This is a genomic window from Streptomyces sp. ISL-94 (assembly GCF_018614075.1).
In the GTDB taxonomy this organism is placed as follows: Bacteria; Actinomycetota; Actinomycetes; order Streptomycetales; family Streptomycetaceae; genus Streptomyces.
This window is the reverse complement of the sequence record NZ_JAGGOZ010000024.1, coordinates 29,765-48,325: the sequence shown is the minus strand read 5'-3', so window position 1 is coordinate 48,325 and position 18,561 is coordinate 29,765. Positions and strand designations below refer to the sequence as shown.

Sequence of the window (18,561 nt, the reverse complement as noted above, 5' to 3'; positions counted from 1 at the left end):
CCCGTCGGTCAGCTGGGCAGCTTGAGCGTGACGGCGCTCTGGAGCAGCTCGGGTCCGGTCCAGGCGGAACGGTTGCCAGCATAGGCGGCGCCGAAGTCGGCGGTGCCGAGCAGGAGTTGCTTCTTGGTCCCGTTGGGGGCGGTCAGCGGGGCGAGGACACCGGAGGGTGCCTTGACGGTGACGGCCGTGCCGATGCGGTAGGCGGTGACCTTGCCCTCGGCGAGCGCCTTGTCCCAGGCGGTGCGGCGGGCGAGCTCGACGCCGGTGTCCTTCATGCTCTGGTTGACGATCGGCGCGCTGGGCGCGTACAGCGCGCGGTAGTCGTCCAGGACCCGGTTGAGGACCGGGTAGAGGGTGCGGTCCTCGGCGAGGTTGGACTGGTGGGCGTAGTGCGGGCGCGGGTCGTTGGCCAGCACGTGGCGCAGGGCGGTCCGGGCCTCCTGGGGGACGATGTGGTCGAGGTAGCCGGTGTTCGGGTCCAGCGGGTCCGGCAGGCAGGTGGAGGTGGCGGGGCTGTCCTCGCAGACTCCGCTGCCGCCGTCCTCGCGGCTGGTGTAGATCCAGTTGTACTCGTCGGCCATCTCCGCGTTGGTGCCCGTGTTGTAGTACACGTTCATCGGGTGGCGGGGGACGGTGAGGGCGGCGCCGACCGGGCGCTGCCGGGGTTCGCGGGAGTTGTCGCTGCCCGCCCATTTCACGCCGTTGTCGGCGAGCGCGCCGGCCAGGTTGGGATTGTCCTGTTCCTGCTGCGGGAGGGTTTTGAGGCCCGAGTGCTCGCCGGTGACGAGCTCGGTCCGGTCGGTGGTGATGCCCTTGGAGGCGGCCCAGTTGTTGTTGTCGCGGATCTGGGCGGAGATCTCGGCGCGGCTCATCCAGTTGACCGCGCCCTGGGTGTTCTTCGTGCAGGTCCAGGGGACGGTGGTGGTGTCCTGGACGCAGCCGAGGAAGGGGTGCGTGTAGGTGTGGTTCATCCAGCGGTACTTGGCGCGGTCGGCGACGAGCTGGGCGGTGAGGGCGTCGGTGCCGCCGTTCTCGCCCTTCCACTCCTCGCCGGCGCCCGCGTTGAAGAGCATGTCGAGCGTGAAGCCCTTGGCCTGCTGCCACTGCGCCGCGTAGACGGCGTCGGCGGCGGTCATCCGGATGGTGCTCTCCTTGCCCTCGCCCCCCGCGCAGGCGTAGTCGCCGGGCGTGCAGTCGAGGTCCTTGCTCCAGCGGGCGTCCGGGGCGAAGACGTCGTCGACGTGGACCGCGAAGTAGCTGCGGCTCTGGCCGAGGTGGACCTGCTGGGTGAGCCAGTCGACGATGCCGCGGGCCAGCAGCCGGAACTGCTGCTGGTACTGGTTGTAGCCGAAGGTGACGACCAGTTCGCTGCGCCCGTCGTGGGCGTACTCGCCGACGAGCGAGGCCCGTCCGGAGTCGACGGGGGCGTCGAGGTAGCTGGTGTAGCCGGTCCTCGGCTTGCCCATGAACCCGAAGCTCTCGGGGACGAGGGCGGAGTTGTCCTCGAAGGCCACCTGTCCGCCCAGGTAGCCGAAGGGGCCGGCCTTGCCGGCGGCGGTGACGGCTGCCTGGGTGCCGTCGAGCCGGCCGCTGTAGCCGCCGTTGTCGGTGTACTCCAGACCCACGCCCGGGTGGGCCCAGGTGTAGGCGTCGACCTGGCGGATCCCGTACGCCGTCTCGTACGCGGCGAGCGCGGCCATCTCGGCCGAGCCCTCGCCGAAGGGGTTCTCGTTCGGCAGGACCACGCCCTGGTACTTGGCGCGCGGACGGCCGTCCACCGTGTCGCTGAGGAACCCGGCGTTGATGACCGGACGGCTGCCGGAGCCCAGCACCACGCGGGTGTAGGGGACTCCGGTGTCCCGGAGCTCCGCGGTGATCGCCTCGACCGAACTGCCGCCGTCGTCGACGACGAGCACCTTCAGGTCGATGCGCGGCGTCGCGACCGCCGTCGCGGTCGCGGCGGGTACTGCCGCGGACGCCAGGGCAGCCGCGGCCATGACGGCGGCGACCCTGTTCATCCGGTTCTTGTTGACCATGTCGGCCTTTCCCCCCGCAGGCGTCCTCGACTCGGCCCTGTGGCGGATGGCCGGGCCGGGGAGGCTCTGTGGAAATCATGCAAAGGAACCCCGCGTCCCGTTGCGAGAGTGGACCGAGTCTTTCGGACCTCGTCAGGTCTACGAGGCAAACCTGGAGCAGAGTCCACAGATGGGTGAACCTGACGGCCTCTTGATCGAACAACTTGCCAAACCTTCGAGTGGCGTACGGGCGAGAGGCTGCGCGTAGGCTCGTTCCGGCGGCCGTCGGGCCCGAATACGATCGCTACGGATGGCCGTCCACCCACTCGGCCCACACACACAAACGGAAGCGAGACTTCACCACCGTGACTGCTCTGACTCTCAGCACTGCCGGCGCGGCGACGCTGCGCGCCGACGTCCTCGTCGTCGGTGTCGCCAAGGGCCCCAAGGGGCCGGTCGTCGCCGCGGGCGCCGAGGCCGTGGACAAGGCGTACGACGGAAAGCTCGCCGCCGTGCTCGACGCACTTGGTGCCTCGGGCGCCGAAAGCGAGATCACCAAGCTGCCGGCCCCGGCGGGCCTGAAGGTCCCGGTCGTGCTGGCGGTCGGACTGGGCTCCCTCCCCGAGAAGGACGAGTCGTTCGACGAGGAGGTGCTGCGCCGCGCCGCCGGCGCCGCCGCCCGCGCCCTGCACGGCTCCAAGAAGGCGGCCTTCGCCCTCCCCCTGGACGACGCCTCCGCCGTCACCGCCGTCGCCGAGGGCGCGCTGCTGGGCGCGTACGCCTTCACCGTCTACCAGGGCGGCGAGAAGAAGGGCTCCGGCAATGGGGGCACCTCCCGGACGAAGTCTGGGGGAGAGGGCCCGAAGCAGCCGCTCGCCGAGGTCACCCTGCTGGGCGCCAAGCCGCGCGACAAGGAGCACAAGGCCGCGGTCGAGCGCGCCACGATCGTGGCGACCGAGGTCAACATCGCCCGCGACCTGGTCAACACCCCGCCGAACGACCTGACCCCCGAGGCCTTCGCCGCGGTCGCCTCCACGACCGCGAAGGAGCACGGCATCAAGGTCCAGGTGCTGGACGAGAAGGCCCTCGTCAAGGGCGGCTACGGCGGCATCATGGGCGTCGGCAAGGGCTCCGAGAACCCGCCGCGCCTGGTGCGGCTCTCCTACACCCACCCCAAGGCGGAGAAGACCCTGGCCTTCGTCGGCAAGGGCATCACCTACGACTCGGGCGGCATCTCCCTGAAGCCGGCCGGCCACAACGAGACGATGAAGTGCGACATGGCCGGCGCCGCCGCCGTCTTCGCCACCGTGGTCGCCGCCGCGAAGCTGGGCCTCCAGGTCAACGTCACCGGCTGGCTCGCGCTCGCCGAGAACATGCCGTCCGGCTCCGCCGTCAAGCCCGGCGACGTGCTGCGCATGTACAGCGGCAAAACCGTCGAGGTGCTCAACACGGACGCCGAGGGCCGCCTGGTCCTGGGCGACGCGCTGACCAGGGCCTCCGAGGAGGCCCCGGACGCGATCGTCGACGTCGCCACCCTGACCGGCGCCATGGTGCTGGCCCTGGGCAACCGCACCTTCGCGGTCATGGGCAACGACGACGCCTTCCGCACGTCGATCCACGAGATCGCCGAGGAGGTCGGCGAGTCCTCGTGGCCGATGCCGCTCCCCGCCGAGCTGCGCAAGAGCATGGACTCCCCCACCGCCGACATCGCCAACATGGGTGAGCGCATGGGCAGCGGCCTGCTGGCCGGCCTCTTCCTCCAGGAGTTCGTCGGCGAGGGCATCACCTGGGCCCACCTCGACATCGCGGGCCCCGCCTTCCACGAGGGCGCGCCGTACGGCTACACCCCCAAGGGCGGCACCGGCTCGGCCGTGCGCACCCTGGTGCGGCTGGCCGAGCGCACGGCCACGGGCGACCTGGGCTGACGCACGACCGGGAAATGTGAGACACGCCTCAGGCCTTGATCGAACGCTTGATCAAGGCCTGAGGCGTGTTCACCCACGACGAAATCCGTAGGTTTCTACGCAGCGGTACCGCGTGGTTCGTCCAGAACCACCTGCCACATAGTGGGCCCGGCGTCCCGCGTTCCCGCGACAAATGCGAAGATGGGTTCTCGGCAGGACAGGGCCCCCACCACAGGGCCGAAGAAGCAAGCGGCCGATTACCAGCCGCCGCCCGGTCACAGAGGACCGGTGCCCGGCGCACATGCATGGAGGACGTGACGTGGCGAACGACGCCAGCACCGTTTTCGACCTAGTGATCCTCGGCGGTGGCAGTGGCGGTTACGCCGCGGCGCTCCGCGCATCCCAGCTGGGTCTCGACGTTGCGCTGATCGAGAAGAACAAGCTCGGCGGCACCTGCCTGCACAACGGCTGCATCCCCACGAAGGCTCTGCTGCACGCGGGCGAGATCGCGGACCAGGCTCGTGAAGCCGCCCAGTTCGGTGTCAAGGCCGCTTTCGAGGGCATCGACATCGCGGGCGTGCACAAGTACAAGGACGAGGTCATCTCGGGCCTGTACAAGGGCCTGCAGGGCCTGGTCGCCTCCCGCAAGGTGACCTACATCGAGGGTGAGGGCCGCCTCTCCTCGCCGACTTCCGTCGACGTGAACGGCCGGCGCATCCAGGGCCGCCACGTCCTGCTGGCGACCGGCTCCGTGCCGCGGTCGCTGCCGGGCCTGAACATCGACGGCAACCGCATCATCTCCTCGGACCACGCGCTGGTCCTGGACCGCGTGCCCGAGTCCGCCATCGTCCTGGGCGGCGGCGTCATCGGCGTCGAGTTCGCCTCGGCGTGGAAGTCCTTCGGCACCGACGTGACCGTCGTCGAGGGCCTCAAGCACCTCGTCCCGGTCGAGGACGAGAACAGCTCGAAGCTGCTGGAGCGCGCGTTCCGCAAGCGCGGCATCAAGTTCAACCTCGGCACCTTCTTCGACAAGGCCGAGTACACGGAGAACGGCGTGCGCGTCACGCTGGCCGACGGCAAGACCTTCGAGGCCGAGGTGCTGCTGGTCGCCATCGGCCGCGGCCCCGTCTCGCAGGGTCTGGGCTACGAGGAGCAGGGCGTCGCGATGGACCGCGGCTACGTCCTGGTCGACGAGTACATGCAGACCAACGTGCCGACCATCTCGGCCGTCGGCGACCTCGTCCCGACCCTGCAGCTCGCGCACGTCGGTTTCGCCGAGGGCATCCTGGTCGCGGAGCGTCTGGCCGGTCTCAAGACCGTCCCGATCGACTACGACGGTGTCCCGCGCGTCACGTACTGCCACCCCGAGGTCGCTTCCGTCGGCATCACCGAGGCCAAGGCCAAGGAGATCTACGGCGCGGACAAGGTCGTCGCCCTCAAGTACAACCTGGCGGGCAACGGCAAGAGCAAGATCCTGAAGACCGCGGGCGAGATCAAGCTCGTCCAGGTCAAGGACGGTGCCGTGGTCGGCGTCCACATGGTCGGTGACCGGATGGGCGAGCAGGTCGGCGAGGCCCAGCTGATCTACAACTGGGAGGCTCTGCCTGCCGAGGTCGCGCAGCTCATCCACGCGCACCCGACCCAGAACGAGGCTCTCGGCGAGGCCCACCTGGCCCTGGCCGGCAAGCCGCTGCACTCCCACGACTAATCGTTCCGGGCGCGACGACCACTTCCGCACTTTCGTAAGGAGCAACAGAAACCATGTCGGTTTCCGTAACCCTTCCGGCGCTCGGCGAGAGCGTCACTGAGGGCACTGTCACCCGCTGGCTGAAGGCCGAGGGCGAGCGCGTCGAGGCCGACGAGCCGCTGCTCGAGGTCTCGACCGACAAGGTCGACACCGAGATCCCGTCGCCCGTCGCCGGCATCCTGGCCTCCATCAAGGTCGCCGAGGACGAGACCGTCGAGGTCGGCGCCGAGCTGGCCGTCATCGACGACGGTTCCGGCGCGCCGGCCCCCGCCGAGGCCGAGACCGTCGCCGCCCCCGAGGCCGCGGCCGCGCCGGCTCCGGCCGCCGAGGCCCCCGCGGCCCCCGCGGCCCCGGCTGCCGAGGCTCCGGCCGCCGGTGGAGCCGCCGCCTCCGGCACCGACGTCGTGCTCCCCGCCCTGGGCGAGTCCGTCACCGAGGGCACCGTCACCCGCTGGCTGAAGTCGGTCGGTGAGACGGTCGAGGCCGACGAGCCGCTGCTCGAGGTCTCCACCGACAAGGTCGACACCGAGATCCCCGCGCCGGTCTCCGGCACGCTGCTGGAGATCCTGGTGGGCGAGGACGAGACCGCCGAGGTCGGCGCCCGTCTGGCCGTCATCGGCGTCGCCGGTGCCGCCCCCGCGGCTGCACCGGCCCCCGCGGCTCCGGCTCCGGCTCCGGCTCCCGCGGCTCCGGCTCCGGCTCCCGCGGCGGCTCCGGCTGCTCCGGCCCCGGCCGCCGCTCCGGCTCCCGTTGCCGCTCCGGCTCCCGTTGCCGCTCCGGCACCCGTCGCCGCCCCGGCTCCCGTTGCCGCTCCGGCCGCGGTTGCCGCTCCGGCACCCGTCGCCCCGGCCGCTCCCGCCGCGCCGGTCTCCGCCGGTGACGAGGGCGCGTACGTGACCCCGCTGGTGCGCAAGCTCGCCACGGAGTCCGGCGTGAACCTGTCCACGGTCTCGGGCACCGGTGTCGGTGGCCGCATCCGCAAGCAGGACGTCCTGGCCGCCGCCGAGGCCGCCAAGGCCGCTGCCGCCGCCCCGGCGGCCGCGACTGCCGGGGGCGCTGCCGCTCCGGCCGCCAAGGCTCCGGCCGCCGCGGTCTCCGAGCTGCGCGGTCAGACGGTCAAGATGACCCGCATGCGCAAGGTCATCGGCGACAACATGATGAAGGCCCTGCACTCGCAGGCGCAGCTCAGCTCCGTGGTCGAGGTGGACATCACCAAGATCATGAAGCTGCGCGAGAAGGCCAAGGCCGGCTTCCTCGCCCGCGAGGGCGTCAAGCTGTCCCCGATGCCGTTCTTCGTCAAGGCCGCTGCCCAGGCGCTGAAGGCCCACGCGGTCGTCAACGCCCGGATCAACGACGACGAGGGCACCATCACCTACTTCGACTCGGAGAACATCGGCATCGCCGTGGACTCCGAGAAGGGCCTGATGACCCCGGTCATCAAGGGTGCGGGCGACCTCAACCTGGCGGGCATCTCCAAGGCGACCGCCGACCTGGCCGCCAAGGTCCGCGGCAACAAGATCACGCCGGACGAGCTGTCGGGCGCGACCTTCACCATCAGCAACACCGGCTCGCGCGGTGCGCTGTTCGACACGGTCATCGTGCCGCCGAACCAGGTCGCCATCCTGGGCATCGGTGCCACGGTGAAGCGCCCGGTGGTCATCGAGACCGCCGAGGGCACCAACATCGGCATCCGCGACATGACGTACCTGACCCTGTCCTACGACCACCGCCTGGTGGACGGCGCGGACGCGGCCCGGTACCTCTCGGCCGTCAAGGCGATCCTCGAGGCCGGCGAGTTCGAGGTCGAGCTCGGTCTCTGAGCGATCGGTGATCGCAAGTGAGCTGAACGGCTTGTAACGAGCCTCACTGTCGGCGCCCCCGTCCGGGATACTCCCGGGCGGGGGCGCCGCCGTATTGTCTACGCATCAGCCCCGGACCACCCCTGCACACCCCCTCAGGAGATGAACCGCCGATGATCACCCCACCCGTCGTGCACTCGCTGCGCGAGCAGATCCGCGAGCACATCGTGGAGGGGATCGTCAGCGGGCGCTGGAAGCCCGGCGAGCGGATCGTGGAGCGCCGGATCGCGGTGGAGCTGGAGGTCAGCCAGACGCCCGTACGGGAGGCCCTGCGCGAGCTGGAGACGCTGCGGCTGATCGAGTCGGCGCCCAACAAGGGTGTGCGCGTACGGAATCTGTCCGCGGCGGACCTGGAGGAGATCTACCCGGTCCGGGCCGGTCTGGAGCAGATCGCCGCCGAGCTGGCCGCGCCCCGGCTGGCGGCCGACACCACGGCCCTGGAGCCGCACGTCGCGGCCCTGTGGGACGCCGACCGCAGCAAGGACGGCACGGCCCAGGTGCGGCACACGGTGGGCTTCCACCGGGAGCTGGTGCGGGCGGCCGGGAACAGCGTGCTGCTGCACACCTGGGAGAGCCTGGGCATCGAGGTGTTCACCGCCCTGTCCATCCGGTGGCTGGGAACGGTCCAGAAGTCCTACGCGGAGGAGCACGAGGCCCTCGTCGAGGCGTTCCGCGCGCAGGATCCGAACATCGGTGTGCTCGTGAAGCGGCACGTCCTGGGCTGCGCGCCGCGCGCCTGACCGGGCCTGCCCAAAGTTCGAGGCGGGGCCTGACGAGGTCCGCAATGCCCTGATTCGCCCGGCACCGGGTGCCTATATTCCTGGCACCCGGTGCCGACTTTGGTCAGATCGACGTCTCTTCGTCACATTTATTTGATCGATCATCGATCAGGGATTTACAGTCATCGCGGACCTCAACCAGGTCCAACGACCCTGTCCTGCCCGTCAGGGATTTCTTCACCACCTCTCCTTTGTCCGGAAGGCGGCGCACACCGATGTCCGACCCCGTAGGAAAGCTTCCGAGCGAGCTCGACCAGCTCCCGGACCGCGACACCGAGGAGACCGCCGAATGGGCGGCCTCCCTCGACGCCGTCGCCCAGGCCGCCGGTACGCGCCGCGCCGAATACCTGCTCCGTCGCACCCTCCAGCACGCCGAGGCCGCGGGTCTCGCCCTGCCGAAGCTGCTGGAGACGGACTACGTCAACACCATCCCCACCGCCGCGGAGCCGGAGTTCCCCGGTGACATGGACCTCGAGGCCAGGATCACCGCCTGGAACCGCTGGAACGCGGCCGCCATGGTGACCCGCGGCTCCAAGTACGGCGTCGGCGGCCACATCGCCACCTTCGCCTCGGCGGCCTGGCTGTACGAGACCGGCTTCCAGCACTTCTTCCGCGGGAAGGAGGCCGACGGATCGGGCGACCAGCTCTACATCCAGGGCCACGCCTCCCCCGGCATCTACGCCCGCGCCTTCCTCGACGGGCGCATCTCCGAGCAGCAGCTCGACAAGTTCCGCCAGGAGTCCGGCGGCAACGGCCTGCCGTCCTACCCGCACCCGCGGCGCCTGCCGTGGCTGTGGGAGTTCCCCACGGTCTCCATGGGCCTCGGCCCGCTCTCCGCGATCTACCAGGCGCGCTTCAACCGCTACCTGCAGAACCGGAGCATCAAGGACACCGCCAACTCGCACGTCTGGGCCTTCCTGGGCGACGGCGAGATGGACGAGCCCGAGTCGACCGCCGCCCTGGCCCTGGCCTCCCGCGAGCAGCTCGACAACCTGACCTTCGTCATCAACTGCAACCTGCAGCGCCTCGACGGTCCGGTCCGCGCCAACTTCCGCGTGGTCCAGGAGCTGGAGGCCCAGTTCCGCGGCGCCGGCTGGAACGTCATCAAGTCGCTGTGGGGCTCCGCCTGGGACGAGCTGTTCCAGCTCGACACCACGGGCGCCCTGGTACGCCGCCTGCGCGAGGTACCGGACGCGCAGTTCCAGACGTACGCGACCCGCGACGTGGCCTACATCCGCCGGCACTTCTTCGGCGCCAACGCCGAGCTCGTGCAGCTGGCCGGTGTGCTCTCCGACGCGAAGATCGCCGAGTGCTTCCACAGCTCCCGCGGCGGCCACGAGCCCCGCAAGGTCTACGCCGCGTACAAGGCCGCCCTGGAGCACAAGGGCGCGCCGACGGTCATCCTCGCGCAGACCGTCAAGGGCTACACGCTGGGTGCCGGGTTCGAGTCGAAGAACGCGAACCACCAGATGAAGAAGCTGACGATCGACGAGTTCAAGGACATGCGCGACCTCCTTGGCCTCCCGATCCCGGACAGCGCCTTCGCCGACGGCCAGGTCCCGTACGGCCACCCGGGCGCGAACAGCCCCGAGGTCCGGTACCTCAACGAGCGCCGCGCGGCGCTCGGCGGCCCGGCCCCGGCCCGCAAGGTCCACCACGTGGCCCTGCCCGCCCCGGCCGAGCGGTCCTTCGCCCCGCTGCTCAAGGGCTCCGGCAAGCAGGAGATGGCCACCACCATGGCCTTCGTCCGCCTCGTCAAGGACCTCATGCGGGACAAGGAGACCGGCAAGCGCTGGGTGCCGATCGTCCCCGACGAGGCCCGTACCTTCGGTATGGAGTCCCTCTTCCCGTCGGCCGGCATCTACTCGCCGCTGGGCCAGACGTACGAGCCGGTCGACCGCGACCAGCTCATGTACTACAAGGAAGCCAAGGACGGCCAGATCCTCAACGAGGGGATCACCGAGGCCGGCGCCATGGCCGACTTCATCGCCGCCTGCACGTCGTACGCGACGCACGGCGAGCCGATGATCCCCTTCTACATCTTCTACTCGATGTTCGGCTGGCAGCGCACCGCCGACCAGATGTGGCAGCTCGCCGACCAGCTCGGCAAGGGCTTCATCGTCGGCGCCACGGCCGGCCGCACCACGCTGACCGGTGAGGGCCTCCAGCACGCGGACGGCCACTCGCACCTGATCGCGTCCACGAACCCGGCGTCGCTCAACTACGACCCGGCCTTCGCGTACGAGATCGCGGTGATCGTCAAGGACGGTCTGCGCCGGATGTACGGCGAGAAGCCGGAAGACGTCTTCTACTACCTGACGGTCTACAACGAGCCGAAGGTGCAGCCCGCGATGCCCGAGGGCGTCGAGGAAGGCATCCTCAAGGGTCTGTACCGCTTCAACACGGCGGCCGACCTGGCCGAGGCCGCCCCGGCCGCCGACGCTCCGAAGGTCCAGCTGATGGCCTCGGGTACGGCGATCCACTGGGTCCTGGAGGCGCAGCAGCTGCTCGCCGCCGACTGGAACGTGGCCGCCGACGTCTGGTCCGCCACCTCCTGGGGCGAGCTGCGCCGCGACGCGCTGGAGTGCGACGAGGCGCTGCTGCGCGGTGAGGTCCGCACCCCGTACGTCACCCGCGCCCTGGAGGGCGTCACCAGCCCGGTCCTCGCCGTCTCCGACTGGATGCGCCAGGTCCCGGACCAGATCAGCCAGTGGGTCGAGCAGGACTACACCTCGCTGGGCACGGACGGCTTCGGCCTCTCCGACACCCGCGAGGGCGCCCGCCGCCACTTCGGTGTCGACGCCCAGTCGATCGTGGTGGCCGCGCTCGCCCAGCTCGCCCGCCGAGGCGAGGTCCCGGCGTCCTCCATCAAGGAGGCCCGGGAGCGCTACGGCCTCTGAGCCGTGTGTGACTGACCTGCCGAAGGCCGGTGTCCACCCCCTTGGGGGTGAACACCGGCCTTTGGCCGTATGCGCGGTGGCGGCGCGGGGTCGAACCCGTGATGCTGGACCCGTGATGGACGAGACGGAGTTCTGGGAGATCGTCGACCGTACCCGCGAGGCCGCCGAGGGCGACCCCGAGGAGCACGCCGAGCTGCTCGTGGAGCGGCTGGCGCAGCTCGATCCGGACTCCGTCCTGGACTTCGCCCGACACTTCGAGTCGCGGTACAACCGGGCGTACACCTGGGACCTGTGGGGGGCTGCCTGGGTGCTGCTCGACGGGGCGAGCGACGACGCCTTCGACTACTTCCGCTGCTGGCTGATCGGGCAGGGGCGGGAGGTCTTCGAGGGCGCGGTGCACGATCCCGACCATCTGGCGGAGCTGCTGGGCGACTTCGACGAGGAGATCGACGGGGACGGCGAGGAGCTGGGGTACGCGGCCGACGAGGCGTACGAGCAGCTGACCGGGTCGGTTGCGCCGGATCTCGGTGTGCCCCTGCAACCGGCAGAGCCGGAGGGCACCCCGCTGGACTTCGAGAACGAAGCCGTGCTGGCGGAGCGCTTCCCCCGGCTCTGGGAGCGTTTCCGCTCCTAGTACCTAGTAGTGCGTGCCGCCGTCGATGCGGATCTCCGTACCGGTGATGAAGGCGCCGTCCTCGGAGCCCAGCATCGCGACGACGCCGGCCACGGTCTGCGGGCCGGCGAAGCCCTGGCCGATGGCCGGGGCGAGCTTGGCGAAGAGGGACCAGTCGGTGTCCTCGGGCAGGCCGGGGCCGCTGCCGGTGGTCATGCCGCTCTCGATGGAGCCGGGCGCGACGGAGACGAACCGCAGGCCCTGCTTGCTGTACTCGGCGGCCAGCGCGTGGGTCATGGACTGGATGCCGCCCTTGCTGGCCGCGTAGGCGGACATGTAGGGGTGGGCGAAGGACGCCGAGGTGGAGCTGAAGTTCACGACGACCGGCTGTGCGCCCGCCAGCAGGGCCGGGAGCGACTCGCGGATCATCAGGAAGGTGCCGGTCAGGTTGACCGCGATGACCTTGTTCCAGAAGTCGAGCGTGGTCTGGTGGGTGTGCGCGGAGCGCAGGATGCCCGCGGCGTTGACCAGCATGTCGATGCCGGTGAGGGCGTCGACGGCGGCGGCGACGCCGGTCTTGACGGCGGACTCGTCCGATATGTCGAGGACGGCGGTGGTCAGCCGGGCGTGGTGGCCGTCGGCGGCGGCCCGGTCGGCGGTGGCCTTGAGGCCGGCCTCGTTGACGTCCACCGTGTGGACCCGGCCGCCTTCGGCGAGGATGCGGTGGACGGTGGCCTGGCCGATGCCGGAGCCGCCGCCGGTGATGAGGACTCGACGTCCTTCGTAACGGTTCATGGCCCCGAGCGTACCGAAGTAGTGACACGCTTTGCCAGAGTGGCAGAAAATGCAATCAGTCGGGATCCCGGGAGGTACGCTTCCCCCCGTGAGATCCCCTCGTCCGTACTCCCCCCAGGCCGGCCCCGGAGCCCAGTCGCTGACCGAGCGCCGCAAGGCCGCGACGCAGCTCGACATCGCCCGCGCGGCCTGCGAGCTGTTCGCGGAGCACGGTCCCGACGGCACGACCGCCGAGGACATCGCCCACCGCGCGGGCGTGGCACTGCGTACGTTCTACCGCTACTTCCGCAACAAGCAGGACGCGGTGGCCCCGCTGCTGGCGGGCGGCGGCGACACCTGGCGGGCGCTGCTCGCCGAGGAGGCCCCGGGCACGCCCCTCGCCGAGGCCCTGGAGCGTGCCGTGAGCCGCTCGCTGACCGGCGCCCAGGCGGTCGAGGAGGGCCTGGAGGTGACTCGCGGCCTGCTGCGCGCGGCGGCTTCCGATGAGGCCCTGCGTGCGGTCTGGTACCGCGTGAACCAGGACTCCGAGGAGCACCTGGTCCCGGTGGTGGCCCGGCTGGCCGGCCCGGACGCCGACCCCCTGGGCGTCCGCCTGATCGCCGCGGCGGCCACCGACGCGATCCGCATCGCCCTGGAGCTGTGGTCGGCCACGGACGCTCCGGCCACGGGCCCCGGCTCCCCCGCCGAGCTCGCGGTCCGCTGCCTGCGGGACCTCACCGGCGCGATGCCCCTGCTCCGCTGAGCTCAGCGGAGCAGGGGCATCGGCCCGGATGTGCGGGGGTGGGTCCGGTGGTCAGCGGCCTTGGTCCCAGCCGCCCCAGTTACCGGAGTTGTTCCAGTTGGAGTTGTTCCAGTTGGAGTCGTTCCAGTTCCAGGAGCCGTTCCCGTTGGAGTCGCGCCAGCCGGCGTCGTCACGCCAGTTCGAGTCGTTCCAGTTGCCCCAGTCATCGCTGTAGCCGCCGACTCCGCCGACCCTGCCGTCGTCCCAGCACCACCTGGGCACGTCGCGCCAGTCCCGGTTGCAGCACTCGTCCCAGCGGCGCCCGTCGTTCCAGTCGCAGCTCCAGTTGCCGCCACCACCGCCACCACCCGCGACGGTCGAGGCCGCGGCGCCGGCGGCAGACAGCAGCCCGATGGCAATTCCCGCAGCCCCTGCCATGGCTGCCGCGATGATCCTACGGCGCATCTTCATACACCTCCGAATATCTGGCTTATCCGGCCTTTAGAACATTTCCACCCTCGCCCGCCCTCGGTGCCCTGTCAAAGCGGAAAGGCCCCCCGCCGCTCTCCGTGGAGAGTGGCGGGGGGTCTCCCATCAGGCATGACTCTGATTTTCAGAGATCGCGCCCTAGAGGTCGAAGATGTGGACTCAGGCGAGGTTGCCGACGTAGATGCCCGATGGTTCCCCGGCCGCCGCCTTAGCCACAAGGTCAGGGATCAGGTCGCGCAGGTAGACGGGGGTGATCCGGAGCGAGCTGATTCTGTCGAGCGGCACCCACTCCGCCCCGCGCTGCACATCGTCCGGGACGCTGCCACCGAGCGCCGTCGGTACTGCGAGGGGGCGGCACCAGAACAGGGCATCAACCCGGTGGGCGTCCCCCTCCCCGTCGGTGGGGATGCGTTCGCGGAGATGAAGAAGCGGCCCGGTTTCAACCCGCACCCCCGTCTCCTCCCACACCTCCCGCTCAACCGTCCTATTCAGCGGTTCACCGGGCCGCTGGCCTCCGCCGGGCGGCCACCACGAGTCCGGCTCGGGATAGCCGCCGTGCACGAGGAGCACATGCTGCTCCTGGACGACAGGCCCGCAAGCCCCGGTCCTGATCCGGATCACGGTCATAACGGGCTCCCCTCACGGAGGTAGACCGCAGTACCGGATCGGGCGGCGGCGTGGAGGGCGGTCAGTGTATGGAGACGAGCAGCGAGAGGCGTGTCTCGCAGTTCGTCCAGATGCTTGAAGGCGTGGAGGTCGTGCTCGGGGCTCAGCCGGATGGCCTGGTCGCCGGTGTAGATGCCGCCGTGGAAGAAGTAGTCGATCACGGGGCCGGTGTTTTCGACGTTGCCGCGGTGGTCCGTGCCGATCAGTCGGGGTACGTCATCCAGGTCGGCCCCGGTCTCCTCGCTCATCTCCCGCCGTGCTGCCGCCCACGGGTCCTCGCCGTGGTCGAGCATTCCGCCCGGTAGCCACCACTGCCCCGCGACGGGCTGACCGGGGCCGTATCGGAGAAGGAGAATGCGGCCATCGGGGTCCAGCATCATGACGCAGGAGGCCACGATCGTCTGTGGCAGCGTCTTGATCCACTCCTCTCGGGGAATCCACACGCTCATGCCTCCCGGGCGGCCAGGGTCCGGGCGGCGGTCTTCTCCAGGTGCGCGGTGAACACCGTAGCCGGGTCCGCAACGCCGAGCCGGTGGAGCGCGACCATCGCCGTGACCAAGACGTCGCACACCTCCGACTCCACATCCCGCCACGAGTGGGACCGGCCCTTGCGGGGGTTGGTGCCGATGACGGCCTGGGCGGCCTCGCCGAACTCCTCCCCGATCTTGAGTACCTGCAATACGCGGCGCTGCTCGGCGGGGACATGGGCGGCGGCCTCGTCGAGGAAGGCGGCAAGCTCCCCGGTGATGTCCCAGTTGTTCTTCTCCACGGTGGTTCCTTTCGTCTGGCCGTTATTCGTTCTCAGTCCTCTGAACGAATCGGAGGATGTCCCGGATGCTCGACCGTCTGTTGACGGCGCCGCCGGCCGTCGTCAGCCGAGGCTTCGGCCGGGCTCGGTCGGCGCGTCAGCGGTGCCGCTGACGCCGTTCACGTCGAGCCATCGGGTGATGCGCTGGATCTGTGTGCCGGAGTCGTTCAGCAAGTCGTGGTGGCTGACCGCGAGGGTCCGCTCAGCCGGGGCGTCGCGGTCGATGGTGGTCGTGAACAGCTCCCACGCTTCCTCCTCCGTGAGGGGTGTGCCGTGGTGGTGGAAGCGGAAGTGGTTGCGGCGCATGGAGTCGGCGGTGCCCTCCTGGTCGCGGGTGATGTTGAGGAACAGGGCGCGCTGTCCGGTGGCCGCATCGAGCTGGGCGATGCGCAGGCTGTTGAACGGCGACTTCGTGAGGAAGCTGGTGCGGGCGAAGTGGCGGCAGTGGGCCTGGATGCTGGCGTTCAGGAGGGACTGGTCGGTGAGGCGGGCGTCCTGGAGGTCGTAGGTGTGGCCGCCCCGGTGCTCATAGGTGGGGACCGCGCGGTGGTAGAGGTCTTCGGCCTCGTAGGGCATGAGCAGGCCGGGGATGAGCCGGGTGTTCTTGTTGTCCACGGCCAGGACGCGGTCGCCGATGGTCTCGAAGGAGCGGCGGGCCGGGTGGGAGAGGTTTCGGGTGGGCCAGGCCCAGCAGGATGCGGTGGTGAAGTAGGCGAAGCGGCCCGTGTAGGCGAGGAGGTTGAAGAGGTGGCTGGTGCCTGACCGCGGGGCGCCGATGATGAAGACCAGCGTGGTCGGCTGGTGTTCGGGCATGAGGCGGGGCGCGTAGGGGACGCGGGCGTCGCGCTCGCCCCGGATGTCGACTCCTTCGGCTGCGGCGATGTCCTCGTTGAAGGGGAGGAGCTGGCCGGTGGCGCGGATCTGGTCGAGGACTGCCCGGATGTAGGTGAGCGTCGCGGCCGACGGGAGGGTGCCCTGGGCGTAGTTCTCTTCCAGGGCTTCGGCGAAGACGTAGTGGCGGGGGTCGTCGGTGAACCGGTATGCGCGGGTGCGGTAGAGGGCGATGGCGGTTCCGTCGGGATGCGGTGCGGTGAGCTGCGCAGTCAGGGAATCGGTCAACGGGTCCTCGTTTCGGTCGGGCGGAGGGTGTGCCAGCCGTGGATGTATCCATGTCGGCCCAGATAGGGGCTGGTGAGGATGTGGTGGATCTCCAGCCAGTCGTTCAGCCGGTCGGCGCTGCACGGGTGCGGGACGGCCTGGTTGTAGGAGTTCAGGGTGGCGGCCGTGAGCGGGCCGGGCAGGGGGCCGTGGGTCATGGCGGTGGTGAGAATGAGCTTGGCCAGGTCGTAGCCGAACGGGGCGAGGGTGAGGTCGTCGAAGTCGATGACGGCGATGCCGGCCTGGGTGATGAGGAAGTTGCGGGGGTTGGCGTCCTTGTAGAAGGCGGCCGGTTCACCGGCGGCAGTGGTGATGACGCGGGCCGCCTGGTCGCTGGTGAAGGCCGGTTCGGGGACGGTGCCCGCGTCCAGGAGCTTCTGGACGCGGGCGATGCGGGGGGTGGTGAACGGCTCCAGCGTGCCGACACCCGGCAGAGGGAACGGCTGGTCGAGTCGGGCCCGGTGCAGGCTGTCCCGGTACGCGGCGGCGTGAGCCTGGCCGAGGAGCCGCGCGGTCTCGGGAAGGTCGCCGGGGCCGATATGCCGATCCGGCAGGGCCTCGAAGAGGAGGTCAAGGCGGTGCCGGCCGCGCCGCCCGTGGAGGCGGGGCACAGGCACCCCGAGCCTGTCGAGCCAGGCGTGGTGGGCCTGGGCCCGTAACGCGGCCTCGGCGGTGGCGTACGTCTTGGTGAACCCCATGGGCGCGGCTTCTTCCTCAGATGGGGACGGCCGCGGTCAGGTAGCTGACGACGGAGGCTGTCTCCACGGGGCGGTCCGGCAGCGCGTCCCGGAGCCGGATGGTGAGGGTTTCGGGATCGCCCGCCAGGCCGGGCGGCAGCCGGTATTTGGGTGAGGTGGCCAGATAGGCGGCCGTGTGCGCGAGGTCGCGGAAGCGGAAGAGGTGCGCTTCGTGGTGTACCTCGCGCACGTCCAGGACGCGGGCGGCGACGGCCCGCATGTTGGCGCTGTGAAACGCCCCGTACAGGCCGGTCCTCTGCTCCGCTTCCCGGTCGAGGCCCGCTTGCGCGACGAGCCGGTCCAGTGAGGCGTAGCTGTCGGCGGACTTCGTGGCGAGGATGACCGTCGCGCCGGGCTGGAGACACCGGGCGATCTCCCGCAGGGCATCCTCCGGCCGGGGCGAGTGGTACAGACAGAACGCCGCCACGGCCAAGGCGGCGCGGCCGGTGGGCACGGGGAGCCGGTGGAAGTCGGCCTGCACCGCCACGGCGTCCAGACCGTGCCGGGTCAGCCGGTCGCGCGTCGCGGCCAGAACCGACGCCGAGGCGTCGACGGCTAGAACACGGGAGCCGGGCAGGGCCTGGGTGAGCGCGAGGGTGGAGGCACCGCGTCCGCAGCCGATGTCCAGTACTTCTCCCGGCGCGGGGCGGGCCTGGACGGCGTAGGAGGCGATCACTGCGGGCGCGGGCCGTCCGGAGACCTTCGCCGCCATGAGCGCCCCGGTACGGTCAGCGAGCCTGCGCTGATCACGGTAGAGGGAACCGTTGACGAGCTGGGGGTCCAGGAACGGGGACAGGTCAGGCACGGGCACCTCCCCGGCCCGCCCCTGCCCTTTCTAGGCGGGTTGCGTGTCCCGGAGCCGGGTGAGGAGCGCGCGGGCCTGCCTGCGGCTGGTGACGACGTGGACGGTCGCCCCACCGGCATGCTCGCCGATCAGGTCCCGGACCCGGGGCCCCATCGACTTGCGGTACCCCCACACGTAGCGGATGAACGACCAGGTGATGCGGTCGTAGACGCCGGTCGTGTCGTTCTGCCCGCCGCCGTAGCGCAGGCGGCGCTGGGCGATGCCCCACAGGCAGGTCCGGGCCGGAAGGTCCAGGAAGATCACCGTGTCCGCGCGCCTCAGCCGGATGGGCAGCGTTCCGGCGTAGTTCCCCTCGATGACCCAGGCCGGGGCAGCTGTCAGCTCCTCCTGGATCGCGGCGAACTTCTCCTTGGGCAGCGCGTTCCACCCGTCGTCGTAGTAGACGGCATCCAGGTGCGTGACCGGGGCGTCGATGAGAGAGCCGAGCTGCTTCGACAGGTAGGTCTTGCCGCTTCCGCCACAGCCGATGAAGGCGATTCTCTTCATGGGCGCAGAGGCTACCGAT

At 70.3% G+C, this 18,561-nt stretch carries 17 protein-coding genes; 7 read left to right on the top strand and 10 right to left on the bottom strand.

Annotation, left to right across the window (positions count from 1 at the left end):
- Positions 1–8: 8 nt before the first annotated feature.
- The gene (locus tag J7E94_RS08960; RefSeq protein ID WP_215013872.1) at positions 9–2,036 is read right to left on the bottom strand and encodes a hypothetical protein; all 2,028 of its coding nucleotides are present in this window, start codon (positions 2,034–2,036) and stop codon (positions 9–11) included.
- Positions 2,037–2,380: 344 nt separating this feature from the next.
- On the opposite strand from J7E94_RS08960, the gene J7E94_RS08955 reads away from it, so the two are divergent.
- The 6 genes from J7E94_RS08955 (at position 2,381) to J7E94_RS08930 (ending at position 11,838) form a co-directional block, all read left to right on the top strand.
- Positions 2,381–3,940, top strand: coding sequence for a leucyl aminopeptidase (locus J7E94_RS08955; RefSeq protein ID WP_215013870.1), 1,560 nt, complete (start codon positions 2,381–2,383; stop codon positions 3,938–3,940).
- Positions 3,941–4,238: 298 nt separating this feature from the next.
- Positions 4,239–5,627 carry a dihydrolipoyl dehydrogenase gene (gene lpdA, locus J7E94_RS08950; protein ID WP_215013869.1) on the top strand — a complete coding sequence of 463 codons (1,389 nt, stop codon included), beginning with the start codon at positions 4,239–4,241 and terminating at the stop codon, positions 5,625–5,627.
- A 53-nt stretch (positions 5,628–5,680) separates the two neighbouring features.
- Positions 5,681–7,486 (top strand): 2-oxoglutarate dehydrogenase, E2 component, dihydrolipoamide succinyltransferase, encoded by a 1,806-nt coding sequence (gene sucB / locus J7E94_RS08945; protein ID WP_215013868.1) that lies wholly within the window; start codon positions 5,681–5,683, stop codon positions 7,484–7,486.
- Positions 7,487–7,641: 155 nt separating this feature from the next.
- Positions 7,642–8,265, top strand: a complete 624-nt coding sequence (locus J7E94_RS08940; RefSeq protein ID WP_215013921.1) for a GntR family transcriptional regulator — start codon at positions 7,642–7,644, stop codon at positions 8,263–8,265.
- Between the two features lie 254 nt (positions 8,266–8,519).
- Positions 8,520–11,204, top strand: a complete 2,685-nt coding sequence (gene aceE, locus J7E94_RS08935) for a pyruvate dehydrogenase (acetyl-transferring), homodimeric type (RefSeq protein ID WP_215013867.1) — start codon at positions 8,520–8,522, stop codon at positions 11,202–11,204.
- A gap of 112 nt (positions 11,205–11,316) precedes the next feature.
- Entirely contained in the window at positions 11,317–11,838 is a 522-nt protein-coding gene (locus tag J7E94_RS08930) for a DUF4240 domain-containing protein (RefSeq protein WP_215013866.1), read from the top strand.
- A gap of 3 nt (positions 11,839–11,841) precedes the next feature.
- Here the strand turns inward: J7E94_RS08930 and J7E94_RS08925 are convergent, their stop codons facing one another.
- Positions 11,842–12,612: an SDR family NAD(P)-dependent oxidoreductase gene (locus J7E94_RS08925; protein WP_215013865.1), complete on the bottom strand. Its 771-nt coding sequence runs from the start codon at positions 12,610–12,612 to the stop codon at positions 11,842–11,844.
- Between the two features lie 88 nt (positions 12,613–12,700).
- Here J7E94_RS08925 and J7E94_RS08920 point away from each other — a divergent pair, with 88 nt between their 5' ends.
- Positions 12,701–13,354 carry a TetR family transcriptional regulator gene (locus tag J7E94_RS08920; protein WP_308344752.1) on the top strand — a complete coding sequence of 218 codons (654 nt, stop codon included), beginning with the start codon at positions 12,701–12,703 and terminating at the stop codon, positions 13,352–13,354.
- 51 nt (positions 13,355–13,405) lie between these two features.
- Here the strand turns inward: J7E94_RS08920 and J7E94_RS08915 are convergent, their stop codons facing one another.
- The 8 genes from J7E94_RS08915 to J7E94_RS08880 all read right to left on the bottom strand — a co-directional run bounded on the left by J7E94_RS08915 (position 13,406) and on the right by J7E94_RS08880 (position 18,542).
- Entirely contained in the window at positions 13,406–13,798 is a 393-nt protein-coding gene (locus tag J7E94_RS08915; RefSeq protein ID WP_215013862.1) for a hypothetical protein, read from the bottom strand.
- Between the two features lie 183 nt (positions 13,799–13,981).
- Entirely contained in the window at positions 13,982–14,449 is a 468-nt protein-coding gene (locus tag J7E94_RS08910) for an NUDIX domain-containing protein (protein ID WP_215013861.1), read from the bottom strand.
- Complete coding sequence (locus J7E94_RS08905) at positions 14,446–14,937, bottom strand: NUDIX hydrolase (protein WP_215013860.1); 492 nt, start codon at positions 14,935–14,937, stop codon at positions 14,446–14,448. Before J7E94_RS08905 ends, J7E94_RS08910 begins: the two co-directional genes overlap by 4 nt.
- Positions 14,934–15,257, bottom strand: coding sequence for a MazG-like family protein (locus tag J7E94_RS08900; RefSeq protein WP_215013859.1), 324 nt, complete (start codon positions 15,255–15,257; stop codon positions 14,934–14,936). The genes J7E94_RS08905 and J7E94_RS08900 overlap by 4 nt, the downstream gene beginning before the upstream one ends.
- Before the next feature lie 102 nt (positions 15,258–15,359).
- Positions 15,360–16,415, bottom strand: coding sequence for a sulfotransferase (locus J7E94_RS08895; protein ID WP_215013858.1), 1,056 nt, complete (start codon positions 16,413–16,415; stop codon positions 15,360–15,362).
- Entirely contained in the window at positions 16,412–17,152 is a 741-nt protein-coding gene (locus J7E94_RS08890) for a phosphotransferase (protein WP_215013857.1), read from the bottom strand. The genes J7E94_RS08895 and J7E94_RS08890 overlap by 4 nt, the downstream gene beginning before the upstream one ends.
- A 16-nt stretch (positions 17,153–17,168) precedes the next feature.
- Complete coding sequence (locus tag J7E94_RS08885) at positions 17,169–17,996, bottom strand: class I SAM-dependent methyltransferase (protein WP_215013856.1); 828 nt, start codon at positions 17,994–17,996, stop codon at positions 17,169–17,171.
- Between the two features lie 30 nt (positions 17,997–18,026).
- Positions 18,027–18,542 carry a topology modulation protein gene (locus J7E94_RS08880; RefSeq protein WP_215013855.1) on the bottom strand — a complete coding sequence of 172 codons (516 nt, stop codon included), beginning with the start codon at positions 18,540–18,542 and terminating at the stop codon, positions 18,027–18,029.
- Positions 18,543–18,561 lie beyond the last annotated feature (19 nt).

What these genes read in the sequence shown, in the direction of transcription:
- J7E94_RS08960 (WP_215013872.1), bottom strand. Translation starts at nt 2,036, where the DNA reads ATGGTCAACAAGAACCGGATGAACAGGGTCGCCGCCGTCATGGCCGCG.
- sucB (WP_215013868.1), top strand. Translation starts at nt 5,681, where the DNA reads ATGTCGGTTTCCGTAACCCTTCCGGCGCTCGGCGAGAGCGTCACTGAG.
- aceE (WP_215013867.1), top strand. Translation starts at nt 8,520, where the DNA reads ATGTCCGACCCCGTAGGAAAGCTTCCGAGCGAGCTCGACCAGCTCCCG.
- J7E94_RS08925 (WP_215013865.1), bottom strand. Translation starts at nt 12,612, where the DNA reads ATGAACCGTTACGAAGGACGTCGAGTCCTCATCACCGGCGGCGGCTCC.
- J7E94_RS08915 (WP_215013862.1), bottom strand. Translation starts at nt 13,798, where the DNA reads ATGCGCCGTAGGATCATCGCGGCAGCCATGGCAGGGGCTGCGGGAATT.
- J7E94_RS08910 (WP_215013861.1), bottom strand. Translation starts at nt 14,449, where the DNA reads ATGACCGTGATCCGGATCAGGACCGGGGCTTGCGGGCCTGTCGTCCAG.
- J7E94_RS08905 (WP_215013860.1), bottom strand. Translation starts at nt 14,937, where the DNA reads ATGAGCGTGTGGATTCCCCGAGAGGAGTGGATCAAGACGCTGCCACAG.
- J7E94_RS08890 (WP_215013857.1), bottom strand. Translation starts at nt 17,152, where the DNA reads ATGGGGTTCACCAAGACGTACGCCACCGCCGAGGCCGCGTTACGGGCC.
- J7E94_RS08880 (WP_215013855.1), bottom strand. Translation starts at nt 18,542, where the DNA reads ATGAAGAGAATCGCCTTCATCGGCTGTGGCGGAAGCGGCAAGACCTAC.